The 21,216-nt window shown below is 69.2% G+C and carries 24 protein-coding genes, 1 pseudogene and 1 riboswitch; of the genes and pseudogenes, 14 read left to right on the plus strand and 11 right to left on the minus strand.

Annotated features, from left to right (window positions below; genetic code table 11):
• Positions 1-90: 90 nt before the first annotated feature.
• From EV139_RS14015 to EV139_RS16175, 4 genes and pseudogenes are all read left to right on the plus strand, one after another.
• The gene (locus EV139_RS14015) at positions 91-1,098 is read left to right on the plus strand and encodes a metal ABC transporter substrate-binding protein (RefSeq protein WP_130455160.1); all 1,008 of its coding nucleotides are present in this window, start codon (positions 91-93) and stop codon (positions 1,096-1,098) included.
• Entirely contained in the window at positions 1,095-1,943 is an 849-nt protein-coding gene (locus EV139_RS14020; protein WP_130455162.1) for a metal ABC transporter ATP-binding protein, read from the plus strand. The genes EV139_RS14015 and EV139_RS14020 overlap by 4 nt, the downstream gene beginning before the upstream one ends.
• Complete coding sequence (locus tag EV139_RS14025) at positions 1,940-2,857, plus strand: metal ABC transporter permease (RefSeq protein ID WP_130455164.1); 918 nt, start codon at positions 1,940-1,942, stop codon at positions 2,855-2,857. The genes EV139_RS14020 and EV139_RS14025 overlap by 4 nt, the downstream gene beginning before the upstream one ends.
• A gap of 144 nt (positions 2,858-3,001) precedes the next feature.
• A pseudogene (locus EV139_RS16175) lies at positions 3,002-3,079 on the plus strand (GntR family transcriptional regulator); the annotation flags it as partial.
• Here EV139_RS16175 and EV139_RS16180 read toward each other — a convergent pair.
• Positions 3,079-4,638, minus strand: a complete 1,560-nt coding sequence (locus tag EV139_RS16180; RefSeq protein WP_237465432.1) for a sigma-70 family RNA polymerase sigma factor — start codon at positions 4,636-4,638, stop codon at positions 3,079-3,081. The pseudogene EV139_RS16175 and the gene EV139_RS16180 sit on opposite strands and share 1 nt — an antisense overlap.
• 315 nt (positions 4,639-4,953) lie before the next feature.
• Here EV139_RS16180 and EV139_RS14035 point away from each other — a divergent pair, with 315 nt between their 5' ends.
• From EV139_RS14035 to EV139_RS14065, 8 genes are all read left to right on the plus strand, one after another.
• Positions 4,954-5,577, plus strand: coding sequence for a hypothetical protein (locus EV139_RS14035; RefSeq protein ID WP_130455166.1), 624 nt, complete (start codon positions 4,954-4,956; stop codon positions 5,575-5,577).
• 77 nt (positions 5,578-5,654) lie between these two features.
• On the plus strand, positions 5,655-6,272 hold the full coding sequence (locus EV139_RS14040) for a hypothetical protein (RefSeq protein ID WP_130455168.1): 618 nt from the start codon (positions 5,655-5,657) through the stop codon (positions 6,270-6,272).
• The gene (locus EV139_RS14045; protein WP_130455170.1) at positions 6,269-6,880 is read left to right on the plus strand and encodes a hypothetical protein; all 612 of its coding nucleotides are present in this window, start codon (positions 6,269-6,271) and stop codon (positions 6,878-6,880) included. The genes EV139_RS14040 and EV139_RS14045 overlap by 4 nt, the downstream gene beginning before the upstream one ends.
• Positions 6,877-7,548, plus strand: coding sequence for a hypothetical protein (locus EV139_RS14050; RefSeq protein WP_130455172.1), 672 nt, complete (start codon positions 6,877-6,879; stop codon positions 7,546-7,548). The genes EV139_RS14045 and EV139_RS14050 overlap by 4 nt, the downstream gene beginning before the upstream one ends.
• The gene (locus EV139_RS14055) at positions 7,545-8,528 is read left to right on the plus strand and encodes an RCC1 domain-containing protein (RefSeq protein ID WP_130455174.1); all 984 of its coding nucleotides are present in this window, start codon (positions 7,545-7,547) and stop codon (positions 8,526-8,528) included. Before EV139_RS14050 ends, EV139_RS14055 begins: the two co-directional genes overlap by 4 nt.
• A complete protein-coding gene (locus EV139_RS14060; protein WP_130455176.1) occupies positions 8,525-8,827 on the plus strand; it encodes a hypothetical protein in 303 nt (100 codons plus the stop codon). The genes EV139_RS14055 and EV139_RS14060 overlap by 4 nt, the downstream gene beginning before the upstream one ends.
• A gap of 44 nt (positions 8,828-8,871) precedes the next feature.
• Entirely contained in the window at positions 8,872-9,567 is a 696-nt protein-coding gene (locus tag EV139_RS16010) for a hypothetical protein (protein WP_198677585.1), read from the plus strand.
• Positions 9,568-9,580: 13 nt separating this feature from the next.
• A complete protein-coding gene (locus tag EV139_RS14065) occupies positions 9,581-10,288 on the plus strand; it encodes a signal peptidase I (protein ID WP_198677586.1) in 708 nt (235 codons plus the stop codon).
• Here the strand turns inward: EV139_RS14065 and EV139_RS14070 are convergent.
• Entirely contained in the window at positions 10,254-10,649 is a 396-nt protein-coding gene (locus tag EV139_RS14070; protein WP_130455180.1) for an ArsR/SmtB family transcription factor, read from the minus strand. The two genes, EV139_RS14065 and EV139_RS14070, sit on opposite strands and share 35 nt — an antisense overlap.
• Before the next feature lie 133 nt (positions 10,650-10,782).
• On the opposite strand from EV139_RS14070, the gene EV139_RS14075 reads away from it, so the two are divergent.
• Together EV139_RS14075 and EV139_RS14080 are read left to right on the plus strand one after the other, a co-directional pair.
• Positions 10,783-12,531 carry an ABC transporter permease gene (locus EV139_RS14075; RefSeq protein ID WP_130455182.1) on the plus strand — a complete coding sequence of 583 codons (1,749 nt, stop codon included), beginning with the start codon at positions 10,783-10,785 and terminating at the stop codon, positions 12,529-12,531.
• A gap of 21 nt (positions 12,532-12,552) precedes the next feature.
• Entirely contained in the window at positions 12,553-13,956 is a 1,404-nt protein-coding gene (locus EV139_RS14080; protein WP_130455184.1) for an ABC transporter ATP-binding protein, read from the plus strand.
• 38 nt (positions 13,957-13,994) lie between these two features.
• Here EV139_RS14080 and EV139_RS14085 read toward each other — a convergent pair whose 3' ends face one another.
• The 9 genes from EV139_RS14085 to EV139_RS14125 all read right to left on the minus strand — a co-directional run bounded on the left by EV139_RS14085 (position 13,995) and on the right by EV139_RS14125 (position 21,198).
• On the minus strand, positions 13,995-14,891 hold the full coding sequence (locus EV139_RS14085) for a CorA family divalent cation transporter (protein ID WP_130455186.1): 897 nt from the start codon (positions 14,889-14,891) through the stop codon (positions 13,995-13,997).
• Positions 14,888-15,847, minus strand: a complete 960-nt coding sequence (locus EV139_RS14090) for a CorA family divalent cation transporter (protein WP_130455188.1) — start codon at positions 15,845-15,847, stop codon at positions 14,888-14,890. Before EV139_RS14090 ends, EV139_RS14085 begins: the two co-directional genes overlap by 4 nt.
• A 61-nt stretch (positions 15,848-15,908) precedes the next feature.
• Positions 15,909-16,139, minus strand: a complete 231-nt coding sequence (locus EV139_RS14095; RefSeq protein ID WP_130455190.1) for a hypothetical protein — start codon at positions 16,137-16,139, stop codon at positions 15,909-15,911.
• Positions 16,140-16,186: 47 nt separating this feature from the next.
• On the minus strand, positions 16,187-17,137 hold the full coding sequence (locus tag EV139_RS14100) for a magnesium transporter CorA family protein (RefSeq protein ID WP_130455192.1): 951 nt from the start codon (positions 17,135-17,137) through the stop codon (positions 16,187-16,189).
• Positions 17,138-17,145: 8 nt separating this feature from the next.
• Positions 17,146-17,490 (minus strand): hypothetical protein, encoded by a 345-nt coding sequence (locus EV139_RS14105; protein WP_130455194.1) that lies wholly within the window; start codon positions 17,488-17,490, stop codon positions 17,146-17,148.
• A 47-nt stretch (positions 17,491-17,537) separates the two neighbouring features.
• A riboswitch (M-box (ykoK) riboswitch) is annotated at positions 17,538-17,703 on the minus strand.
• Between the two features lie 135 nt (positions 17,704-17,838).
• Positions 17,839-18,513 carry an ABC transporter permease gene (locus EV139_RS14110; RefSeq protein WP_130455196.1) on the minus strand — a complete coding sequence of 225 codons (675 nt, stop codon included), beginning with the start codon at positions 18,511-18,513 and terminating at the stop codon, positions 17,839-17,841.
• The gene (locus EV139_RS14115; RefSeq protein WP_130455198.1) at positions 18,513-19,232 is read right to left on the minus strand and encodes an ABC transporter permease; all 720 of its coding nucleotides are present in this window, start codon (positions 19,230-19,232) and stop codon (positions 18,513-18,515) included. The genes EV139_RS14110 and EV139_RS14115 overlap by 1 nt, the downstream gene beginning before the upstream one ends.
• Positions 19,229-20,257, minus strand: a complete 1,029-nt coding sequence (locus EV139_RS14120) for an ABC transporter ATP-binding protein (RefSeq protein WP_198677587.1) — start codon at positions 20,255-20,257, stop codon at positions 19,229-19,231. Before EV139_RS14120 ends, EV139_RS14115 begins: the two co-directional genes overlap by 4 nt.
• An 8-nt stretch (positions 20,258-20,265) precedes the next feature.
• A complete protein-coding gene (locus tag EV139_RS14125) occupies positions 20,266-21,198 on the minus strand; it encodes an ABC transporter substrate-binding protein (RefSeq protein ID WP_130455200.1) in 933 nt (310 codons plus the stop codon).
• Positions 21,199-21,216: the final 18 nt, after the last annotated feature.

A 21,216-nucleotide genomic window follows, 5' to 3' on the forward strand; every position in this document is an offset into this window, starting at 1 on the left:
CTGCCCGTCCGACGGCGACGTAATTCGATGATGCGCTAGTCTAAGTTCGTCTTGTCGAACTTATTTATTACACGCAGCTAAGGAGGACGCATGTCCACCCATCCCCGCCCGCGGTCACGGCACACCAGCGCACAGCTCACACGAGGAGCGCGCGGAGCGCTCCGCACACTCCGAGCACTTGGCGCAATCGGAGCGCTCGGAGCGCTCGGGCTCGGCCTCACCGCGTGCGCCTCGGGCACCGCCCAGCTCGCACCGGCGACCTCCGCAGCGGATGACCGGCCCGTCGTACTCACCACGTTCACGGTGCTCGCCGATATCGCGGAGCAGGTCGCCGGACCGCACCTCAGAGTCGAGTCGATCACCAAGGTGGGGGCCGAGATCCATGGCTACGAGCCCACCCCGGGCGACATCGCGCGCGCTTCCGAGGCGAACCTGATCCTCGACAACGGACTCGGTCTCGAAGCCTGGTTCGAGAAGTTCGTGTCGGGACTCGACGTGCCCCACGTGGTGGTGACCGACGAGATCGATCCGCTCCCCATCGCCGACGACGCCGACGCGGGCAAGGCAAACCCGCACGCGTGGATGAGCCCGCGCGTGGCTCAGCAGTACGTCGACGCGATCGCCGCTGCATTCACGGAACTCGATCCGGCACACGCCGCGGCGTACACCGCCAACGCTGAAGCGTATCGGGCCGAACTGCAGGAGGTGCACGAGACACTCCTGGCGGATCTCGCGGAGCTCCCCCCGTCACAGCGAGCGCTCGTGACCTGCGAGGGCGCGTTCTCGTATCTCGCGCGCGACGCCGGCCTCACCGAGCAGTACATCTGGCCCGTGAACGCCGAACAGCAGGCGACGCCCCAGCAGATCGCCCGCACGATCGAGTTCGTGCGCGCGAACGACGTTCCGGCGGTGTTCTGCGAGTCGACCGTTTCGGACGCGCCAATGCAGCAGGTGGTCGCAGCGACCGACGCGAGCTACGGGGGCACGCTCTACGTGGATTCACTCTCGGAGCCGGGCGGCCCGGTGCCGAGCTACCTCGAACTCATCCGGCACGACGCCGCCACGATCACGGCCGCACTCACCGGGGCCGCGGAGTGACCGCCGCGATCGAGGTCGCCGACCTCACCGTCAGCTACGGCGACGTGCTCGCACTCGACGGCGCGTCCCTGTCCGTTGCGGCCGGCCGGGTGACCGGGCTCATCGGTATGAACGGCTCGGGCAAGTCGACGCTCTTCAGCGCGCTCATGGGCGCGGTGCGCCCCGACCACGGCACGGTGCGGATCGGCGGCCTGCCGTCCTCAGCGGCGCGGCGCGGCGGGCTCGTCGGCTATGTGCCGCAGGCCGAGGCGGTCGACTGGGCATTCCCGGTGTCGGTGCGCGACGTCGTGATGATGGGCCGCTACGGCAGGCTCGGCACCACCCGGCGCGCGGGCCGAGCCGATCACGCCGCGGTCGACGAGGCCCTCGCCCGCGTCGAGCTCACCGAGCTCGCTGGTCGGCAGATCGGTCGGCTCTCGGGTGGCCAGAAGAAGCGGGCGTTCGTGGCGCGCGGGATCGCGCAGGGCGCCGAGGTGCTGCTGCTCGACGAGCCGTTCGCCGGGGTCGACAAGCGCTCCGAAGCAACGATCGTCCGCCTGCTGCGCGAGCTCGCCAGCGCGGGAAGAACGGTTCTCGTCTCAACGCACGACCTGCACGCCCTCCCGGCGCTCGCGGACGAGGCCGCCCTACTGCAGCGCCGGGTGCTGTTCCACGGCCCCGTGGGCGAGGCACTCGCGCCGGAGCGGCTCGCCCTCGCGTTCGGCGTGACCCCCGTCCACTCGGCAACGCCCAGCGTGACCCCCGTCCACTCGGCAACGCCCAGCGTGACCCCCGCACACCAGGCCACGCCCAGCGTGGCCCCCGCACACCGGGCCACGCCCCTCGCGACGGGAGAGCACGCGTGAACCCCCTCGACTTCTTTACCGCCCCGCTGCAGTACGAGTTCATGATTCTCGCGCTGATCACCACGGGCATCGCCGCCGTGGTGTGCGCGGTCCTGTCGTGCTGGCTCGTGCTCATCGGCTGGTCACTCATGGGTGACGCCGTGTCGCACGCGGTGCTCCCGGGCGTGGTGCTCGCCTACGTGATCGGCGCGCCGTTTGCCCTCGGCGCGCTCGTGTTCGGCTTCCTGGCGGTCGCGCTGATCGGCGGGATCCGGCGCACGAGCCGCGTCAAGGAGGACGCGGCGATCGGGATCGTGTTCACGACCCTCTTCGCACTCGGGCTGGTACTCATCTCGGTCACGCCGAGCGACACCGACCTCAACCACATCATCTTCGGGAACGTCCTCGGCGTCTCCCCCACCGACCTCGCACAGATTGGCACGCTCGCGGCGATCACCTTCGTGGTGCTGGTGGTGAAGCGCCGAGACCTCACCCTGTACGCGTTTGATCCGACGCACGCGCACGCGATCGGCCTCAACCCACGCCTCATCGGTGCACTGTTGCTCGGGCTGCTCGCCCTCACCGCCGTTGTCGCCCTTCAGGTGGTCGGCGTAATTCTCGTCGTCGCCATGCTGATCATCCCGGGGGCAACCGCGTACCTCCTCACGGACAGGTTTGGGCGCATGCTCGTGATCGCCCCCGCGCTCTCGGTGGCGTGCTCAACACTCGGGATCCTCCTCAGCTACTGGCTCGACGCCGCCTCGGGTGGGCTCGTCGTCCTGGTGCAGGGCGCGGCGTTCACCCTGGTCTTCCTCTGCGGCCCCAGGCACGGCCTGCTGGGCCGGTGGCGCGCTCACAGCAGGGCACGGGCGAGCCGCGCAGCCGTGCCGCCAAGCAGCCGACAGGAGGCCGCACAGCCGGGCAGCCCCGGCTAGGGTGAGTGTGTGACCACTCACTCAGCGCGCGACGCAGCGCCGCACGATGCCCTGCACCAGTTCCGGGCCGATCCCGCGAGCGCCGATCCCCCGTACCAGCAGCTCCGGGCCAGCGTGCGGGCGGGAATTCGGGCGGGCGCGCTGGTGCCGGGTGAGCGCCTCCCCACGGTCCGCGCCCTCGCCGCGGCAACCGGCCTTGCCGGGAACACGATCGCGAGCGCCTACCGCGCGCTTGAGGAGGACGGACTCGTTGAGGGCCGCGGGAGGGCGGGCACGTTCGTCACCATCCACGCGGGCGGCGACGGGCCGGCACGAGCGGCGGCACGCGAGTTCGCGGAGCGAATGATCTCGCTGGGGGTCGCGCTGCCGGACGCGGTCTCACTGGTGCGCGACGTGTTCGAGGCCCGCGCGGGAGGCACGAGCACCGACGCACCAATACTCACGGAGCCCGCGAGCGACTGATCAGTGTCCGCGGCCGGCCGACTCACGGACACGTCCACCCACTGCACACTGGCCGGTCCGGCCGGTGCGCGAATGACGGTCTCGCCGGCGCCGCCGAGCGGGAGCTCGTCCACGAGTGTCTCGGCCCCGAGCCGCAGCGTGAGGTACGCCGAATCGGTGCTCTGACTCAGCTGCGTGGAGACGGTGATCTCGAGCTCGGCATCCGGGTCGGAGGAGAGCCGGGCGATCTCGACGCGCCACGCCACGGTCTCACCCGGCGCCGGCATTGCCCGGTGCGCCACCTCCGGGAGGTCGGAACCCGGGCTGTCCCGACCGGCTTCGGATCCTGGTTCGACGGCGCTGGGCTCGGACTCTGCCTCTCCTAGGACCCCCGGCCGCCACTGCTCCGAAACCGAGGGCGCGATCGGTGCAAGCAGCACGGTGACGATGGGTGCGAGCACCGCGATGCTTCCGAGCACCGCCCCCGTCGCGGCGAGCGACCGTCCAACGACGGCCGCAAACCGCCCAAGCCCCGAGGCGAGGGACCCCTGCAGCGGCGTGTGGGCCGCTGCAGCGGGTCCGGGGGCTGCGGCGGCAGGACCGGGGGCCGCGGCCACGCCGGTGATCGCGCCACCGCCGGCGCCCAGGGCGAGCAGGACCGGCACGGGAAGGAGCGCGTAGCTGCGGTGCACAAGTCCCACCTCGTCACGGACGTCGCGCAGCACCCGCGTGCACCGATCGCACGTGGCGAGGTGCTCGTCGAGCCGGGCTGCCTGCCGCGGCGTGGTCGAGCCGATTGCGTGTCGGATGAGGATCTGCATGGTGGGGCGGCAGCGGTCGGGAACCTCACCGGAGGCGTACTCGAGCAAGTAGCGCTCCCTGAACTCACGCCGATATCGACTCACCCGTTTTCGCAGCGTTGCGTCGCTCATCCCGAGCTCTCTCGCGAGCTCCCGCTGGGAACCGCCCTCACCGAGCACCCGCCAGAGCAGCAGCCGCTTCTCTGGCGCGAGTGAGGCGAAGGCCCGAATCGCCAGCGCGTGTTCGAGCTCCGTCACCACTGCCGCGTCCTGCACCTCGGCCGTGTCGCTGACCTCTTCGGTGAGGGGAGCTTCCCTGCCCTGCCGCGCCCACTGCGCGTAGAGCTGCCGCTTCGCGACGGTGTAGACGAAGCCCTCGGGGTTGGTGTGCGGCGGGTTCCCGGCGCGCACCGCGGCGATGAGCACCTCGAAGGCGGCGGCGCGCGCTTCCTCCGCCTCGTCAACGGTTGCGCCGAGCCCGCGCAAGTACGTCAGCAGGCGAGGGCCCGACTCCGCGAACACGCGTCCGACTGACTCCATGGGTGAGTTCTACTTGTCGATTTCATTGCAGGGCCCCACCCCTGCCCGAATACTGCCGTCGCGGCTCCAGCACGGCCCCCGACGCCGCGCGACGCACTTCCGCGCCAGCCCATCGAGACACGCTCGGTGTGCTGAGCCGAATACACCGAACAGTGTAACCACGGCTGCCACGCAGCGGAAAAACTTCGGAAAATCCGGTCACACTTTCGCCGACACCCCCACTACTTCAATGAGCGACACGATTCTGTGGCGCTTCGCGGGCGCAATAGGGATCCCCCGGGCCCAGAACCCCTCGATGAAAGGAAAGTCCCCTCCATGAGCATCAAGAACAGGCTCGCGGGCCGCAAGCGCGTCGTCATCGCTGGCGGATCACTCCTCGCGGTCGCACTGCTCGCTACCGCGGCGGCCTTCACTGACTACGCCAACCTCAACCTCGGCAACGGTACGGACGACACCGGAATTGGCGGCGACAACCGCTTCAACATCCAGGTCGTGGGCACCGACACGAGCGGGGTTCCGGTCCCCGGCACCTGGCAGGAGGCGAACACCGTCGAGGGCGTCAACATCGCGGTGCCCGGCGCCTCGTCGATCACCCCGGGCGACACGGTGAGCGTCGATATTCCGTTCCGCAACGAGAGCCCGCTGCTCTCCGCGGATATCGGGTTCAAGCTGCAGGATCGGCCCGGCTACACTTCGGACCCCGAGATCCGCAATGTGCTGCGCTACACGGTAGCGCTCAACGGCACCACGGTCGCGAGCAACCAGACGCAGGACCAGGTCAACGCGCTCAACCTCGGGACGTACCTGGCCGGCGCTGAGAGCACGCTCGGGCTCAGCGTCTCGCTGCCCGATCAGGGCTCCGAGGCGGCAAACAATGCGCTCCAGGGCAAGACGTCGTACGTGCAGGCGCACTTCAGCGCCGAATCGGTCACTCCGTAGCGACCGGCGATCCGTAGCAGCTCCGCTTCGGGGCGCCCACCTTCTGGCGCCCCGAAGCCTCAGCTCAGGGAGGAGATATGGGTGCACTACGCACCGGACACACACGAGCGTTTACCGCCGCCTGGGTGCTTCTCGGCACCGCAATCCTCGCGAGCGTCGCGGCGATCACCGACGCACGCGACAGCCTCACCGTGCTCGACGGCTCGCAAAACCGCCTCGATCTGCGCGTCGCCGGTTCGCCGGAGCCCGGTTGGCACCCGCAGCCCGCCATGTGGGAACAGGGAAGCCCCGCCGCGTATCGGATCCGGCTCACCCCAGACGACTCGGCGTTGCTGGTCGGTCCGGGCTCCTCGCTCAGCCTACGCATCGCGGTGCGCAACGACAGCCCCCGCCTGGCGAGCGCCGTCCAGCTCAGCATCACCGACCCCGTGGACCGCGGCAGCGAGGTCGACCCGGCGACCGGAAGCTTTGTCGAACTGTTCCCACAGCTGAGGTTCACGGTCGCTGACGGCGACCGTGCGCTTGCCGAGGCGGTGCCGGCGACCGAGCTCGAGCGGATTCAACTCCCGGGCGCCGTGGCCGCGGGCAAGCACCGTGTCCTCGACGTGATGATCGAGGTCCCGCCCGAGCTCGACAACCGCTGGCAGCGCGCGAGCACCGACGTTCAATTCACGTTCGAAGGGACGAGCCAATGACCCGCACGGACCAGCCCCGCGCGCGGTGGGCACGCGCGGGCCTTCAGATCGCCCTCGCCGCGACGGGGAGCGCACTTCTCGCCGGTCTGGTGAGCGCAACGCACGCGGCGTACCAGGATCGGGTCGAGCTCAACGCTGGCGCAGCCGCCGCGGTGGGCAACCCCGTCGAGTTCGAGGTGCAGGTCCAGGACACCGCCGGCGAGTGGCAGGACGCAGACACCGAGGACGACTCGGTTGCGGTGGTGACGATCCCGGATGCGACGGTGACCACCTCGCGCGCCACCGAGTTCGAGGTCAGATTCCGCCTACAACCGGGGTCGCCCCCGGGGACGGTGGTGCCGAGCCTCACGGCCCGCAGCGGCTGCGACACGCGGTGCGTCGACCTGTTTTCCCGACTCTCATTCTCCGTCGCCTACGACGGCGTGCCGCTGGCGGGCGGCGTCACCGCCGAGGGGTTCAACGCCCTCGAGGGCCGCGAGTTCATTGATCTCCAGCCCGGCGACGAGCACACCGTGTCGCTGCAGTTCGCCCTGGATCCGGACACGCCGCCCGCGTGGTCCGGCAGCGCCACCGCCGTTGTGCTCGCATTCGCGGGGGTGTCGTCATGACGGGGCGGGCGTGGCTCGTTTCCCGCGTCGCCGCCGTTGCGCTCGGGCTCGCGCTCGTCGGCGCCTGGCCCGCGGCCCCGGCGGCAGCCATTCCGGCGGCATCCCTCCCGGCTGTGGCGGCCCCGGGGGGCCCGGCGCGCGCGGCCGAGCTCATTGATGTCGCGCCGGAGGTGGTCACGGTCGAGGTCCCGGGACCCGGGAAATCGCAGAGCTGGTCGATGTCGGTCACGAACCGCACGGCTGAGACGCTCCCGCTCGGCCTTGAGGTACTCGGCGACCCAGCGGCCGCGCTCTTCACTGGCCCGCACCCGCTCACCGTCGACCTCAGCAGCGAGTCCGGCGCGCTCCTTGCGTCGATTCCCGCGGGCGAGCTCATCGGCCGCACCAGCCCGCTGCCCCCGCTCGCGGCCGGCGCGAGCACCACGATCTTCGGCACGGTCACCCTGCCCCGCGAGGCCGACAACCGCTACGCGGAGCAGGGCGGCGAGCTGGTGTTTCGGTACACCGCCATCGCCGATGACCCCGGTGGCACGCCGCCGCCGTGGCTCACCCAGACGGGAGCCGGGCAGGGGCCGCTCGCACTCACTGCCCTCGCGCTCGCCGCACTCGGGGTGCTCACGCTCGCCGCGCGCTCACTCGCGCACCGACGAAAGGCACGACAGGCATGACCGCAGCAACCAAACGATCCCCCGCCCGCCACCGCGGGGCCGCGGCGCTCGCGGCCCTCGTCGCGGGGCTTACCGCGATCTCGCTCGCCGGGAGCAGCACCACGGCGGCGTACACCGATTCGGCGTTCACGCACACCGAGGCCCTCACCGCGCAAATCCATCTGCCGTTCAAGACCGGACTCTCCGGGGCACGCTCGGTGGACACCGGCGCGGGCGTCGGGAGCGACGGGAACGCGTACGTGTGGGGCCGCACCAACATGAAGATGGCCGGGACCGTGGCGGGCGGCACCTGGCAAGACGCCACGCGGGTCGGCGGTCTTCCAGAGGGTGAGATCACAGCGGTGACCGGCCAGATCTACGGGTTCAACGCGCTCCAGCGCAACGGCGAGGTGTGGGGGTGGGGCTTCAACCCGGAGCGCGACGGCACGAGCGCACCACGGCCGGACAACCGGCCCGAGCGCATCAGGATCGGCACCGCCTGGAGCGGCGGCGGGGCGGTGCTCAGCGACGTCTCGCTGATCAGCGCCACCGAGTTCGCCGGCGCCGGGATTCGCGGCGACGGCACGGTGTGGTCGTGGGGCGTGGCGTCGTACGGCGGAAGCCCTAGGGACGGCGCGCACCAGGTGCCCGGGTTGCCGGATCCGCTCGCGAACGACGGCGAGCGGTTCCCGGTCTACATCAGCGGGGCGTACCGAAACTTCTGGGTCATCCTGAACAACGGCGAGGTCTGGCACTGGGGCAGCTCGAGCTCAACTCCCCGCGCCGACGGAAATTCCGTCGGGACGGCCCGCATGTCGACCGCCCTCGCCCGTGGTTCAAGAGCGCGGTGGGCCCGGGTGACCCCCACATCACCCGCCTCGTCGGCGGCATCAACATGGGGCTCGCGGTCCTCTCAAACGGCCGCGTGCTCACCTGGGGTGGCGGCGCACGCATCGCCGGGCGGCCCAGGCCGCCAGCTCCGGGCGCGCCCGGCCTCGTGAGCGAGGCATCGCTGAGCAACATCCAGGAGGCAGTGAGCGGCTTCACCGGTGCGCTGCTGTTGGACGGCGACGGCAATCTCTTCGGCTACGGCGCGTCTGATGACTACGGGGGAAACCCACAAACACCCGTGCTGCTCGGCACCCAGGTCGTGCAGATGATCGCGGGCCAGGGCTACTACATCTGGCGCACCGCGAACGGTGAGTTCTGGGGGAAGGGATACAACCCCCAGGGCGCCATCGGCGGACCGCGCGGCGGCGCTCTGCGCCAGATGACCCTCAACCTCTGGATCCTGAACTGATGCGCGGCGTCTCCGCCGACGCGCCAGGAGAAAGGCACAGCACCATGACCGATCGGACTTCGCTCCCCGCCCGTCTCTCGCGCTGGCTCCGCAGCCCGCGAACCATCCGGATCAGCGGCGGGAAGCGCATCGCGCTCGCGAGCGGGGGCGTGCTCCTCGCCGCTGCCGCAGCCACACTCGCAAGCTTCACCGACGTTGCAAACCTCAACCTCGGCAACGGCTCCGACGGAAGCGGGATCGGCAACCCCAACCGCTTCGACATCGCGGTGGTGCTCCCGGACGGGACCGTCGAGCAGGCCGACGACGACGCCGGCTACAACTGGGAGGTCCCCTGGGCTGAGACCCTGATCCCGGGTGGCTCAATCACCACGTCGATCCCGCTGTTCAACAACACCCGCGACATTCAGGCCGCCGTCGCCGTGTCGATCGAACTCCGCAACGGCGATGGCACCGTTGCGGACCACCCAAACATCACGAAGTTTCTCCGTTTCACCGCGGCGCGCGACGGCGAAGAGCTGTTCGCGGACAAGCCCTGGGCCGAAGCGCAGGCCGACTTTGGGACGCTCGCGGCGCGCGAGGCCGATCCGCTCAAGCCTGGCGAGGTGTACACCGCAGCCGCGGCGGGGAGCGTGGGCACGCTCGACCTCACGATCGCGTATCTGGATGAGCCCGAGACCGTCGACTACAACGGCGGCCAGTCAGCGTTCCGCGTCCACTTCGGCGCGGAGTCGACACGCTAGGACGGAGACACACATGCGCACCGCGTACCGCGTCTTCAGAGCGACCGTGCTCAACGTCGCCGCCGCGCTCGGGCTCCTCAGCATCCTCGTGTTCACCGCGTCGCTCGCCTTCGACGTCCGCGCGCACAACGTGATCTCCGGGTCGATGGCGCCCGGGATCCCCACCGGGTCCCTGCTCCTCACTCGCCCCGTAGCGGCCGCCGATATCCGCACGGGAGACATCATCACCACCGAGCGCGCGAGCGGCAACGGCCTCGTGACGCACCGCGTGACCGGGATCCGAGAGATCGAGAGCGCGAACGGCATCTACGAAATCACCATGCGCGGTGACGCGAACACGAGCGACGATCCGCAGCCCTACACGATCCGAGAGGCGGGAGCCTACCTCACTCACATTCCCGTGCTCGGCTTCGTCGCCACGCTGCTGCAGACCCGGGCGGGGATCCTCACCGTGATCGCCGCCGGCAGCTTCCTGCTCGTCCTCTTCCTGTTTCCCGGGCGCGCACCCGAGCCGGAACCCGGGCTTGAGTCGGAACCCGGGCCCGAGCCGGAACTCGCACGCGAGCCGGAACCCGGACCCGGGTCGGAGTCCGGGCCCACTCCCGAGACACACGTCGCGGCCGCCGCGCACGGAGCCCACGCGGCAGAACCAACGGCAGAACCAACGGCAGCAGCGGCGGATACCGCTAGCTCGCGCTCCCAGCGAGCGCCGGCACCGTGAAGCGCGGGGCCCGCGGCGGGCGCCGCTCGTCGGATTCCTCCGCGAGCGTGCCGTCGGGGGCAATGTGATTGAACATGTGCGCCACAACCGCGAGAATGTGCGGATCCTCGATGCGGTAGAGCTGCCGCCGCCCGTCGCGTCGCGCGGCGACCATTCCCGCGGCCCGCAGCTTTGCGAGGTGCTGACTCGTCGCTGGCACCGCGGCCCCCGTGCGCTCGGCAATCGTGGTGACGTCGTACTCGCCCTCCGAGAGCAGCCACACAATGTGCAGGCGGTGCGGCGTCGACAGCATATCGAAGGTACCGGCGGCGGCGGCCAGCTGTGCCTCGGTCACGGAGGGGGCTGGGTGTTCATCATCCATACCCTCTATGATCCCGTGTTCTGAGACTTGCGCAAGTCAGCGAACATTGTGACTATGCTGGCGTGGGGCGATCTCGCAGCTCCCACCGCGCGGCCGCCGAGAACCAGCGACGACCGACTGCGAGGGGGTGCCCGTGGCAACCTCAGGACTCCGCCGATACAGCGGGTACGACGCGACCCTGCGGGTGCGCGACCGCCGCCGCGCAGACATCGCCGTGTTCGCGGGAATCGCCGTGCTTTTCTGGCTCCTCGCATCCCTGGGACAGGGCCTCACTGAGCCGTTCGATCCCGCGCTCGCACCGGCGGCGGTTGCCACGGACCCGGCACTCCTCCCCGCCTACGCCGGGCGGTCGCTGCTGCGCATGTTCGCCGCGCTGGGGGCGTCCACGCTGTTCGCGTTCGGCGTTGCGCTCGCCGCAGCGCGCCTCCCCCGAGCCGGCAGGCTGATTCTCCCCGCGCTCGACGTGCTGCAGTCGGTGCCCGTGCTCGGGTTCGTATCCGTGACGATTGGGTTCTGGCTCGCGCTGTTCCCCGGCACCGTCGTCGGGCTCGAGCTTGCCGCGGTGTTCGCGATCTTCACCAGCCAGGTGTGGAACATGACCTTCGCCTTCTACCAGTCGGTGATCACGCAACCGCGCGACCTCGTGGAGGCATCCCGCATGCTCGGGCTCACGGGGTGGCAGCGCTTCTGGACGCTCGACGCACCGCACGGCGCGTTTCCCCTCGTGTGGAACGGGATGATGAGTTTTGGCGGCGGCTGGTTTTTCCTGATCGCGTCAGAGGTGGTCACCGTGGGACACCGCACCACCGCGCTCCCCGGGATCGGCTCCTACGCTGCCGCGGCAGCGCTCCGCGCCGAGCCGGCGCGACTGCTCCTCGCCGCGGGGGTGCTCGTGGTGGTGGTGGTCGGCGTGAATTTTTTCTTCTGGCGTCCGCTCACGGCGTGGGCGGAGCGCTTCCGCGGGGGCGATGTCGACGTCTCCGAGCCACAGCGGAGCATCGTGTTCGACCTGCTCCGGCGGTCAGCGCTCCCACGCCTCCTCGCAACAGCGCTGCGCGCGGGGAGCGACGCGATCGAGCGCACGTTCAGCCGCCCCGCTCGTGCGCCGCGGCGCCGGGCCTCCCCGCAGCGCCGGCGGCGAATCATCGACCGCGCTCTCGCGGCGCTCGCCTGGGCCCTCCTCGCGTGGGGCCTGATCGCGATGCTCGGCTTCGTCGCGGCAGACGCCGGGCTCGAGCAGTTCGTACTCGCGGGGGCGCTCGGGGCTGCCACGTGTGCCAGAGTCCTCGTGCTCCTCGTGTTCGGCACCGTGATCTGGGTCCCCATCGGCGTGTGGATCGGCCTGCACCCGCGCGTCACCCGCGTCGCCCAGCCAATCGTGCAGGTGCTCGCGAGCTTCCCCGCGAATTTTCTGTTTCCATTCTTCGCCCTCGCGCTCCTCACCACCGGGGTCAGCCTCGATCTCGGCGGCATTCTGCTCATGTCCCTCGGCGCGCAGTGGTACATCCTGTTCAACGTCATCGCCGGCGCGGCGGCGATCCCCACCGACCTTCGCGAGGCGGCGCGGAGCCTCCGACTCGGGCGTCTCACCACCTGGCGCACCCTGGTCTTGCCCGCCGTGTTCGGCTCGTGGGTCACGGGAGCACTCACCGCCGCTGGCGGGGCCTGGAACGCGTCGATCGTCGCTGAAGTAGTGAGCTACGGTGGCACCACGCTCACCGCGACCGGGTTGGGCGCCTACATTTCGGAGGCGACTGCGCAGGGCGAGTTCGGCCGGGTACTCGTGGGCGTGCTCGTGATGAGCGCGTTCGTCGTGAGCTTCAACCGCCTCGTGTGGCGCCGCCTCTACGCGCTCGCCGAATCTCGTTTCTCACTCATCTGATCACCACCACAGGAGCCGAGCATGATCTTCGCCCAGCGCCCCACCCCGCCCGAGCGCGGCCACCGGGGGGCCGCCCACGAGCGCACCACGGATGCGGCGCTGCTGCGCGCCGCCGACGTCTCGCTGGCATTCCCGGCGGCCGAGGGCGGCGCGTTCGAGGTGCTCGGCGACGTGACCCTGACGCTCCGATCGGGCGAGATCGTGGCGCTGCTCGGCAAGTCGGGCTCCGGCAAGTCGACGCTGCTGCGACTGCTTGCGGGGCTCATCGAGCCGACGTCTGGCACCGTGTCGTATCGGGGCGCGCCCCTCTCAGGCCCCAACCCGGGCGCCGCGATGGTGTTCCAGTCGTTCGCGCTCATGCCCTGGCTCACCGTGCGCGAGAACGTTGAGCTCGGGCTGCGCTCCTCCGCACTCACGCGGGCCGCACGGCGCGCCCGCGCCAGCGAGGCGATCGACGCGATCGGGCTCGACGGCTTCGAATCTGCCTACCCGCGCGAGCTCTCGGGTGGGATGCGCCAGCGCGTGGGCTTTGCGCGGGCGTTCGTGCAGCACCCGGATGTGCTGCTCATGGACGAGCCGTTCTCGGCACTTGACGTGCTCACGGCGGAGAACCTCCGCGGGGAGCTGATGACCATGTGGGAGGCCCCCCAATTCCCCACGCGGTCAATCTGCCTCGTCACGCACAACATCGACGAGGCGGTGCTGCTCGCGGACCGGGTGGTGGTGCTCGGCGGAGCGCCGGCGCGGGTCGTCGCCGACGTCCAGGTTCGGCTCCCGCGGCCTCGGGACCGCCGCAGCCCCACGTTCGCTGCGACGGTCGACCAGCTCTACGCGGTGCTCACCGGGCGGGACCAGGCGGCCCCCGCCCCCGGTGCGTCTGCCGGGCCGCTCACGCACCCACTTCCCGCGGCGAGCGTCGGCGGGCTGGCCGGACTGATCGAGATCCTGGTCGCGCACGGCGGCCAGACCGATCTCCCGGACCTCGCCGACGAACTCGCGTTCGACGTCGACGACCTGCTGCCGATCGTGGACGCGGCGCGCATGCTCGGGCTGCTCGACGTTGAGGGCGCGCAGGCGTTCATCACCGACACCGGGTGGGCCTGGCAGCTGGCCGATATCCAGGACAGCAAGCGTCTCTTCGCGCGGCTCGCGGCCGCGCACGCGCCGCTCGTGGGCACGATCGTGCGCGCGCTGGAGCACAGCGCCGATGGGGCGCTCCGCGACGAGTTCTTCCGAGACCTGCTGCGTCGAGGGTTCAGCGGCGAGGACGCGCAGAGCCAACTCGATCGCGCGATTGACTGGGGCCGCTACGGGGAGCTGTTCGATTACGACGCGGGAACCGGCGAGCTCGTGCTGAGTGAACTCGCCGCCGAGATCTCGGCGTTCCTCAGCGAGGAGAACGGGGCCGCGGGGGAAGCCGGCTGACCACCGGCTCCCCCGCGCGCACCCGCCGCGCCGCGGTTTTATCGCAGCTGGCCTGCGCGCTTCACGGTGTAGATGGGAAGCACGGCGAGCACGAACACGCCGAGGATCTGCACCCAGCTCGAGTAATTCCAACTGAGCTCGGGCATGAACTCGAAGTTCTGGCCGTACCAGTTGATCAGGGTGGTGCCCGGGATCAGGATCGCCCAGAGCACCGTGAAGATCTTCACAATGTTCAGGTCGCTCGTTGCGATCTGCTGCTCCGTGCCGCGAGCGTGGAACCGGTGGCGGTCGACCAGAAACTCGGCCCGCCCGTGCAGCGCCTCGCCCTGCTGAATCAGCTCGTCGAGCTCAGCCCGCGGGACTGCGCCGGTGTCGGCGGCCTCGCGCCGCAGGAGGCGCGCGAGCTCAGTGAGACGGCCCACAGCGTAGGAGACCTGAGAGAGCACCTGGTCGATGTCGGCGAGCAGCATGTTCACACTCGGCAGGTCACTCACGCTGAACCCGCGCGCGGCGCTCGTCTGATTCGCGACCACCGCCACCGAGCTGCGCACACGGCGAATATCGGCCTCGATGTACCCGAGGCTCTCCGCGGCCCCCTGGAAACCGGCCCGCACCATCGCTACGCCGACCCCGACAGGACCGCGATCCGGCTCGCCCGCCCAGGCGAGTTCGGCCTCGACGTCCTGCAGCAGCGGCAGCCCGTCACCGGGCTCGATGGTGATGATCTCGTCTGGACGCAGCACCACGATAATCTCGGTGACCCGCGCGCCCTCGCCGTTCGGCGCCACGAAGCGGAGCGGAAACTTCTCCTCCGGCTCCCGCACGGCGCCTGAACCGAGAGACGCGGCGATCTCGCGCTCGGCGCGCTCAAGATCACCCAACTCAGTGACGAACACGCGCGTCCAGGTGCGGTGCGCCACTGTCCGCAGGGTCATCGCAGCCACCTCTTCCGCTTGATGTAGGCGAGCGGCACGAGCGCGAATACCGCGGTGGTGCCCATCACGAACCACTCCCCCCACGGCAGCGCGAGCTCCGGCATGTTCGCGAAGTTCTGCCCGTAGTAGGCGGCGATCAGCGTGGGCGGCGTAAACACCGCGGTGACAACGGTAAACACTTTGATGATCTGGTTCTGCTTGAGATCAAGCGTGGTCATGAGCGACTGCTGGATGTTGCGGACCTTTGAGTGCTGAAACCGCGCGTGCCGCCGCCCGCCCTGAATATCGGACAGCAGGGTGGAGTACGCGGCACTCGAGCCGCCGCTCGCCCGACGCACGCGCCGCGCAGCGCGCTCAAGCATGAGCTGCCCCTGCACCGTGCGCGCGATGAGCTCCTCAGCACCCCCGAGCGAGACGGCGGTCTGGGCGATGTCGGCAACACCGACCTGCCTCCCTTCGAACCGGTACCCGCCGCTGCTGTCCACGGCGTCACTCGCGAGCTGGTTCAGCAGGAGCGACGTGCGATCCACGGTGTTCTGCATGGCATCGTTGAGCCCATCGATGATGAGCAGCAGCGCCTCGCGGCTACTCGCCGCCTCCGGGAGCTGCTCCACTCGCAGCTGAGCGGTGGCCAGCGCAGCGACGGGGTGGTCCGGCTCCACGGTGATGAGGAGATCATCGGTGAGCGCAACGACGATCCGCGCGCTCTCAAACACCGTTTCTCTCTGGGATCCCGCCTCCGTCGGCGCGGGAAGCGGGAGCTCGATCGGGAGGATCGTGAAGCCCGCAACGTAGACCGGGTGCTGCGTCGCGATGTGCAGCTCGAGGCCGTACTGGCGCTCAAGATTCGCGAGCATCGCCCGGTCGGAGGCCCGCACCCGGAGCCATCCGGTGCGCGGCAGCTCGGCTACCGCCGTGGCCGCGGTCTGCGCGGCCCCTGTGGTGTTCTCAGTCATGGTGACGTCTTTCTGCAGTGTGGCCGGGCGAGCCGCCGCGGCCGAATCTGATGACCCGCGGTTACCCGAGGGTGAGGCCGTAGATGTGGAGGCCCGCGAAGCAGGCGATGATGCCGGCGTACAGTACGACGACGGCCCAGATGATCTCGCGCTCAATCTTCGAGGTCTTGGGTCGCTCGAGCTCCTCGCCCGGCGCGCGGCCGTCGGGCCGGGCATCCAGGTTGTTCAGCTCGAGGCGTGAGCTCCACACGTTCGGTGCGGTGCGGTTGCTCGGCAGGTTCTGGGTGGTCATGGTGAAATCCTTTGTGTGTGATCTGGTGAGAGCGTTGGCGGGACGCGCTAGCGGAGCCAGCCGCGACGCCGGACGTAGAGGAGTGGGAGCATCGCGAAGAAGAAGCTGAGCACGATGATGGCCGGCTCGGCGTACTGCCACCCGAGGATCGGCATGAACTCGAAGTTCATGCTGTAGTAGGTGGAGAGCAGCATGACGGGCAGGAACACCGCGGTGACCACCGAGAACACCTTGATGATCTGGTTCTGCTTCACGTTGAGGGCGAGGTTGTTCGTCTGCTGGAGCAGTCGCACGCGGTCGTGCACGAACTCGATGTGCGGCTCGATCGCCTCGACGTCTTCAATCAGGCGGTCGAGGTCTGTGCGGTTGTCCCAGTCGCGGTCCCCCGTGAGCCCACGCAGGTGCCTGGCGGACTCGGCAAGCACGAGCTGGCTCTCCATGCAGTACGAGAGCAGCTCCTCCATGTCGGCGAGCTCCTGCTGGGTGTCGGTGACGTCGCTCACCCCGAAGTCACGCGCCTTCTTCGTTTCGAGGCTGCGCAGGATCGCGTTCGACTGCGCCATCATGTGCTCAGTGCCATCGTTCAGGCTCCCGACCAGCTGATCGGTGGTGTCTGCCACGCTCTCGATCACGCTCGCAGCGATCTCGATGGGACTGTCATTCTCCCGGCCATCGCGCTCCATCCGCGACAGGGCGAGGTCGAGCGGGGCGCAGCCGTCGAACGGCTCGAGCGTGATGATGCGGTCCGGTCCCACCGCGAGCACGATGCTCGTCTCGGTGAACGCGGCCGTGGTGCGGTCCACATACGAGACCGCGAGGACAATGTAGTCCCCGTTCTCACTGAACGGGCTACTCGCGGCCCCGTGCAGGTCGGCACCGTAGTCCTCCCGAATGCGGGTGAGGAGCTCCGGGTCGTTGCCCAGGACCCGCTGCCACCGCCCCCCGTTGAGGGACTCAACGTGTCCGGTGCGGACCGAGTGCTGATTCGTGTTGCTCATGATGTCTCTCACTTGTAAAAGTTGCTGTGGGTGCCGGACGTCGAGGAGGTCCTCGTCTCGAGCCCGTAATTGCCGATGTGCAGGCCCATCGTGACGACCAGCGTGAGCACGGTACTCAGGAGCACCATGCGCGTGGTGAATCTCTCGTACCTAGTCGCGCGCCGGCGGCGCGGCGTTGAATGCTCCGACGCGAAGCTCTGGCTGCGCCAGACGCTTGCCGGTTTCTGCGCCGGATCCGGCGCCGGGGGCGGGATCGGTGCACCGTCGGGGCCGTGCGTGAGCCCCGCACCGGCGCGGCCCTCGATCGGGTGCACCCGCCAGAACAGGATGGGGTGGTGAATCGCTGCGGACATACCTCAGCTTCCTCTCACGCCTCACAGAGGCGAGTTGGAATCGTGGATATGCGCTTCCATGTCAGAGCTTCGGCATTGCGTGACGTAGCCAGATGGCAGCCACTTGGGATACCCCCTTAAGCCGAGGGAATCTGTCCTGATCTTGAACATCTCTCGATGCCGTCAGATCAGTGGCCTGTGTTCACGCAAGAGCCTCACCGAACGAAGCGCGCTCTCCACCTTAGCGACACTCAATCACTTGCGCAAATGTAAGTGGAATGTGTCCTGATTTTGGGCACGCCACAGCACGCTACAGGCGCCCGTGGGCGACGGCTTGGCCGCCGCGCACGAGCGCCCAGAGCGTGCGGCTTAGGCGACCGCCGCGAGCGCCGCCCCCTGGACAAACCGCGCACCGCGCGGCGTCGCGAGCCGCAGCAGCAGCGCGGCAAGCTGGTCGAGCGCGATCGCGAGCACGGCGACCCAGAGCGCCCCGGCGATCACTCCGGACATCCCGAAGGCGACCTGGTTGAGGATGATGTCGCCGAGGCCACCGCTCCCGGCGATCGCGGCCACGGTGGCGGAGCTGACAGTGAGCACCACTGCGGTGCGCACGCCGCTGATGATCATCGGCACCCCGAGCGGCAGCTCGACGCGCAGCAGCACCTGGAGCGGCGTGAGCCCCATCCCGCGCGCCGCGCGGGTGAGATCGGCGTCGACCGAGTTGACGGCCTGAAACGCATAGCTCAGGATCGGCGGGAACGCGAGCACGAAGAGCGCGATGACCACGTTCACGAGCCCGATGCCCACGAAGCCCAGCAGGATCGCGATCAGCGCGAGGCTCGGCAGCGCCCTGCCGATGTTCGTGAGGCTCACGGCGAGGAACTCGCCCCGGTGCAGGTGCCCGAGCCACACGCCAAGCGGGATACCGAGGAGCATCGCGGCGAAGATCGGGATCAAACTGATGAGCAGGTGCTCGCCGGTCTTCTGCATCATCAGGCCGAAGTGCTCGACAAAGAAGGGGAACGCCCCGAGAAACACGTCCATTACACCCTCACTCTCGTCCACGGCGTGAGTGCCCGACCGAGCAGCACCAGTGCCGCGTCGAACACGAACGCGAGCAGCACGGCGAGCAGCCCGGCACCGATGAACTGCGTGTTGAAGGGCGACGAGATCGCCTTCAGGATCGGCGACCCGAGCCCGTCGTCGACCACGAAGGCCGCAATCGTTGCGATGCTCACGGTCAGCACGGTCGCGATCCTGAGCCCGTTGATGATCGCCGGCAGCGCGGTGGGCAGCTCGACGCGGCGGAGCACCTGGCCGGGGCTGAGCCCCATCCCCACCGCGGCTTGCTTCACCGCGCTCGGTGTCGAGGCGAGGCCCGAGAGCACCGCCTGGAAAATGATCACGAGCGTGAAGCACACGAGCGCGATCTCGACGGTCACGAGAGTGAGGCCGGTGAACGGGACGAGCAGTTGGAAGAGCGCGAGCGGTGGCAGCGTGTACAGGAACGTGGCGACGAGCCCCACGGGACGCACCAGCCATTTTCTGCGGTACGCGAGGAGCGCCGCGGTGAACGCGATCGCGAATCCGATCACCACCGCGATCACCGTGATCACGATGTGGCTCAGCAGCGGCGGGAGAAACACCGAGGACCACTGGGCCGCGAACCAGTCGGCACAGAAGAAGCCGTTGTTTACGACACAGTCAGAGGCAACGCCGTAATCGGGAATCACCGGGTCGCCGGCCGGCGCGAAGTCGCTCATCCGGCGACCCCGGCGGTGTCGCGAGCGGCGGGCGGGTGCACCAGCTCGCCGAGCGTCACGAAGCGGCCGGGCGCCTCCGCGACGACGGCGCCGTCGGTGCCGGCGACCGACACGAGCGCGAGCGCCTCGCGCACCGTCATCGCCGCCGAGACCACGGGCCACTGCGCGGCGCCGGCGGGCAGCACCGCATCCGGCCGCACACGCTCGAGCACCTCACCGACCGTCGTGAGCGCGAGGCGCTTCAGCCCGCGCTCGGCGCCGAGGAACTCTGCGACGAACTCGTCGACCGGGTGCAGCAGGATCTGTTCGGGGGTGTCGAACTGGGCGAGGGTACCGCCGGGGCGCAGAATCGCGATCCGATCCCCCATCTTGATCGCCTCATCGATGTCGTGGGTCACGAACAGCGTGGTCTTCCCGACCCGCTGGTGGATCTCGAGGAACTCGTCCTGTACTGAGAGCCGGGTAATCGGGTCGAGCGCGCCAAACGGCTCGTCCATCAGCATCACGGGCGGGTCCGCCGCGAGCGCACGGGCGATACCCACGCGCTGCTGCTGCCCGCCCGAGAGCTGGGCCGGGTAGCGATCGAGCCAGTCTTCGACGGGAGTGAGCCCCACGAGTTCAAGGAGCTCGGCGGTGCGCGCCCGGATGCGCGCGCGGTCCCACTTCAGGATGCTCGGCACAATCGCGATGTTCTCGGCGACTGTGTAGTGCGGAAACAGGCCGGACGCCTGAATTGCGTAGCCAATCGTGCGGCGCAGCTCGATGGGCGCGAGGGTCATGATGTCTCGGCCGCCAATCCGGATGGTCCCGCTCGTCAGATCGACGAGTCGATTCACCAGCTGGAGCGCCGTCGTCTTCCCGCCGCCCGAGGGCCCGACCAGACACACGAGCTCGCCCGACTTCACGGCGAGGTCGAGGGCGTCGAGCGCGGGCGCCCCCTGCCCCGGGTAGGTCTTGGTGGCCCGCTCGAAAGTGATCGACGAGTCCCCCGCGTGTTCGCTCATCGCGCGTGCGTGCTCGGTCATCTCGCTCCTCATATCAGGTGGTTTTCTTGCAGGAAGACCTTGGCGACCTGCGCGGGGTCGAGTCGGTTGACCGCCGCCGCCGAATTCAGCGCACGGATCGCGTCGACCGTGAGCAGCGAGTGCAGCTCGTTCAGAAACTCGGGCACGTCGTCGTCGACCGCATCGAACACCTCGGTGCGGATCAGCGGGACGACGTTCTGGAACCCGAAGAGCTTGCGGTCGTCTTCAAGCACGACGAGACCGGAGCGGGAGAGCTGCGGATCGGTGGTGAACACGTCAGCCGCCTGGATCTCGCCGCGCTCGATCGCCTGGTAGTTCAGCCCGATGCTCAGGGTCTTGAGCTCCATGTTGTCGAGCCCGTAGGTCTCAACGATCCCCTCGTAGCCCTGGCCGCCGGTCACGTTCTCCGGGTACGTGGAGTAGACAAAGTCTCCGATCCCCCGCAGATCCGACATGGTGCGGAGGCCGTGCTCCGCCGCGAATTCCTCGGTGACGGCGATCGCGTTCTTATTTTCGAATGGCGTCGCGTTGAGGGTGGTCACGCCGTGCTCGGCTTCCCACTCCCGCGCCCACTCGTACGTTGCCTCGGCCGAGTCCATCAGCCGCTCCTCGCCGCCGAGCACGACGACGATCACGCCCGTGTACTCGGGGTAGATATCCACCTGCCCCGCTTGCAGGGCGGTGTTGATGATCTCGGTGGACCCCACGTTTGTCTTGAGTGAGACCGTGTAGCCGAGCGCCGAGATCCCCTGGGCGTAGAGCTCCCCCATGATCCAGCTCTCGGCGAAGCCCTTGGAACCGATCGTGATGGTGCGGTCCTTGCCGGTGCCGGACGCCGCGGCGGGAGCGCAGCCGCTCAGCGCCGCAAGCCCGGCGGCCGCGCCGATCCCCCACAGGCCGAGCGCAGCGCGACGCGAGAGTTCGTGTCGGTGTTGTGTCATGTCCAGTGCCTTCCCCGC

The sequence above is a fragment of the Leucobacter luti genome (genome assembly GCF_004217175.1).
Taxonomy (GTDB): domain Bacteria; phylum Actinomycetota; class Actinomycetes; order Actinomycetales; family Microbacteriaceae; genus Leucobacter; species Leucobacter luti.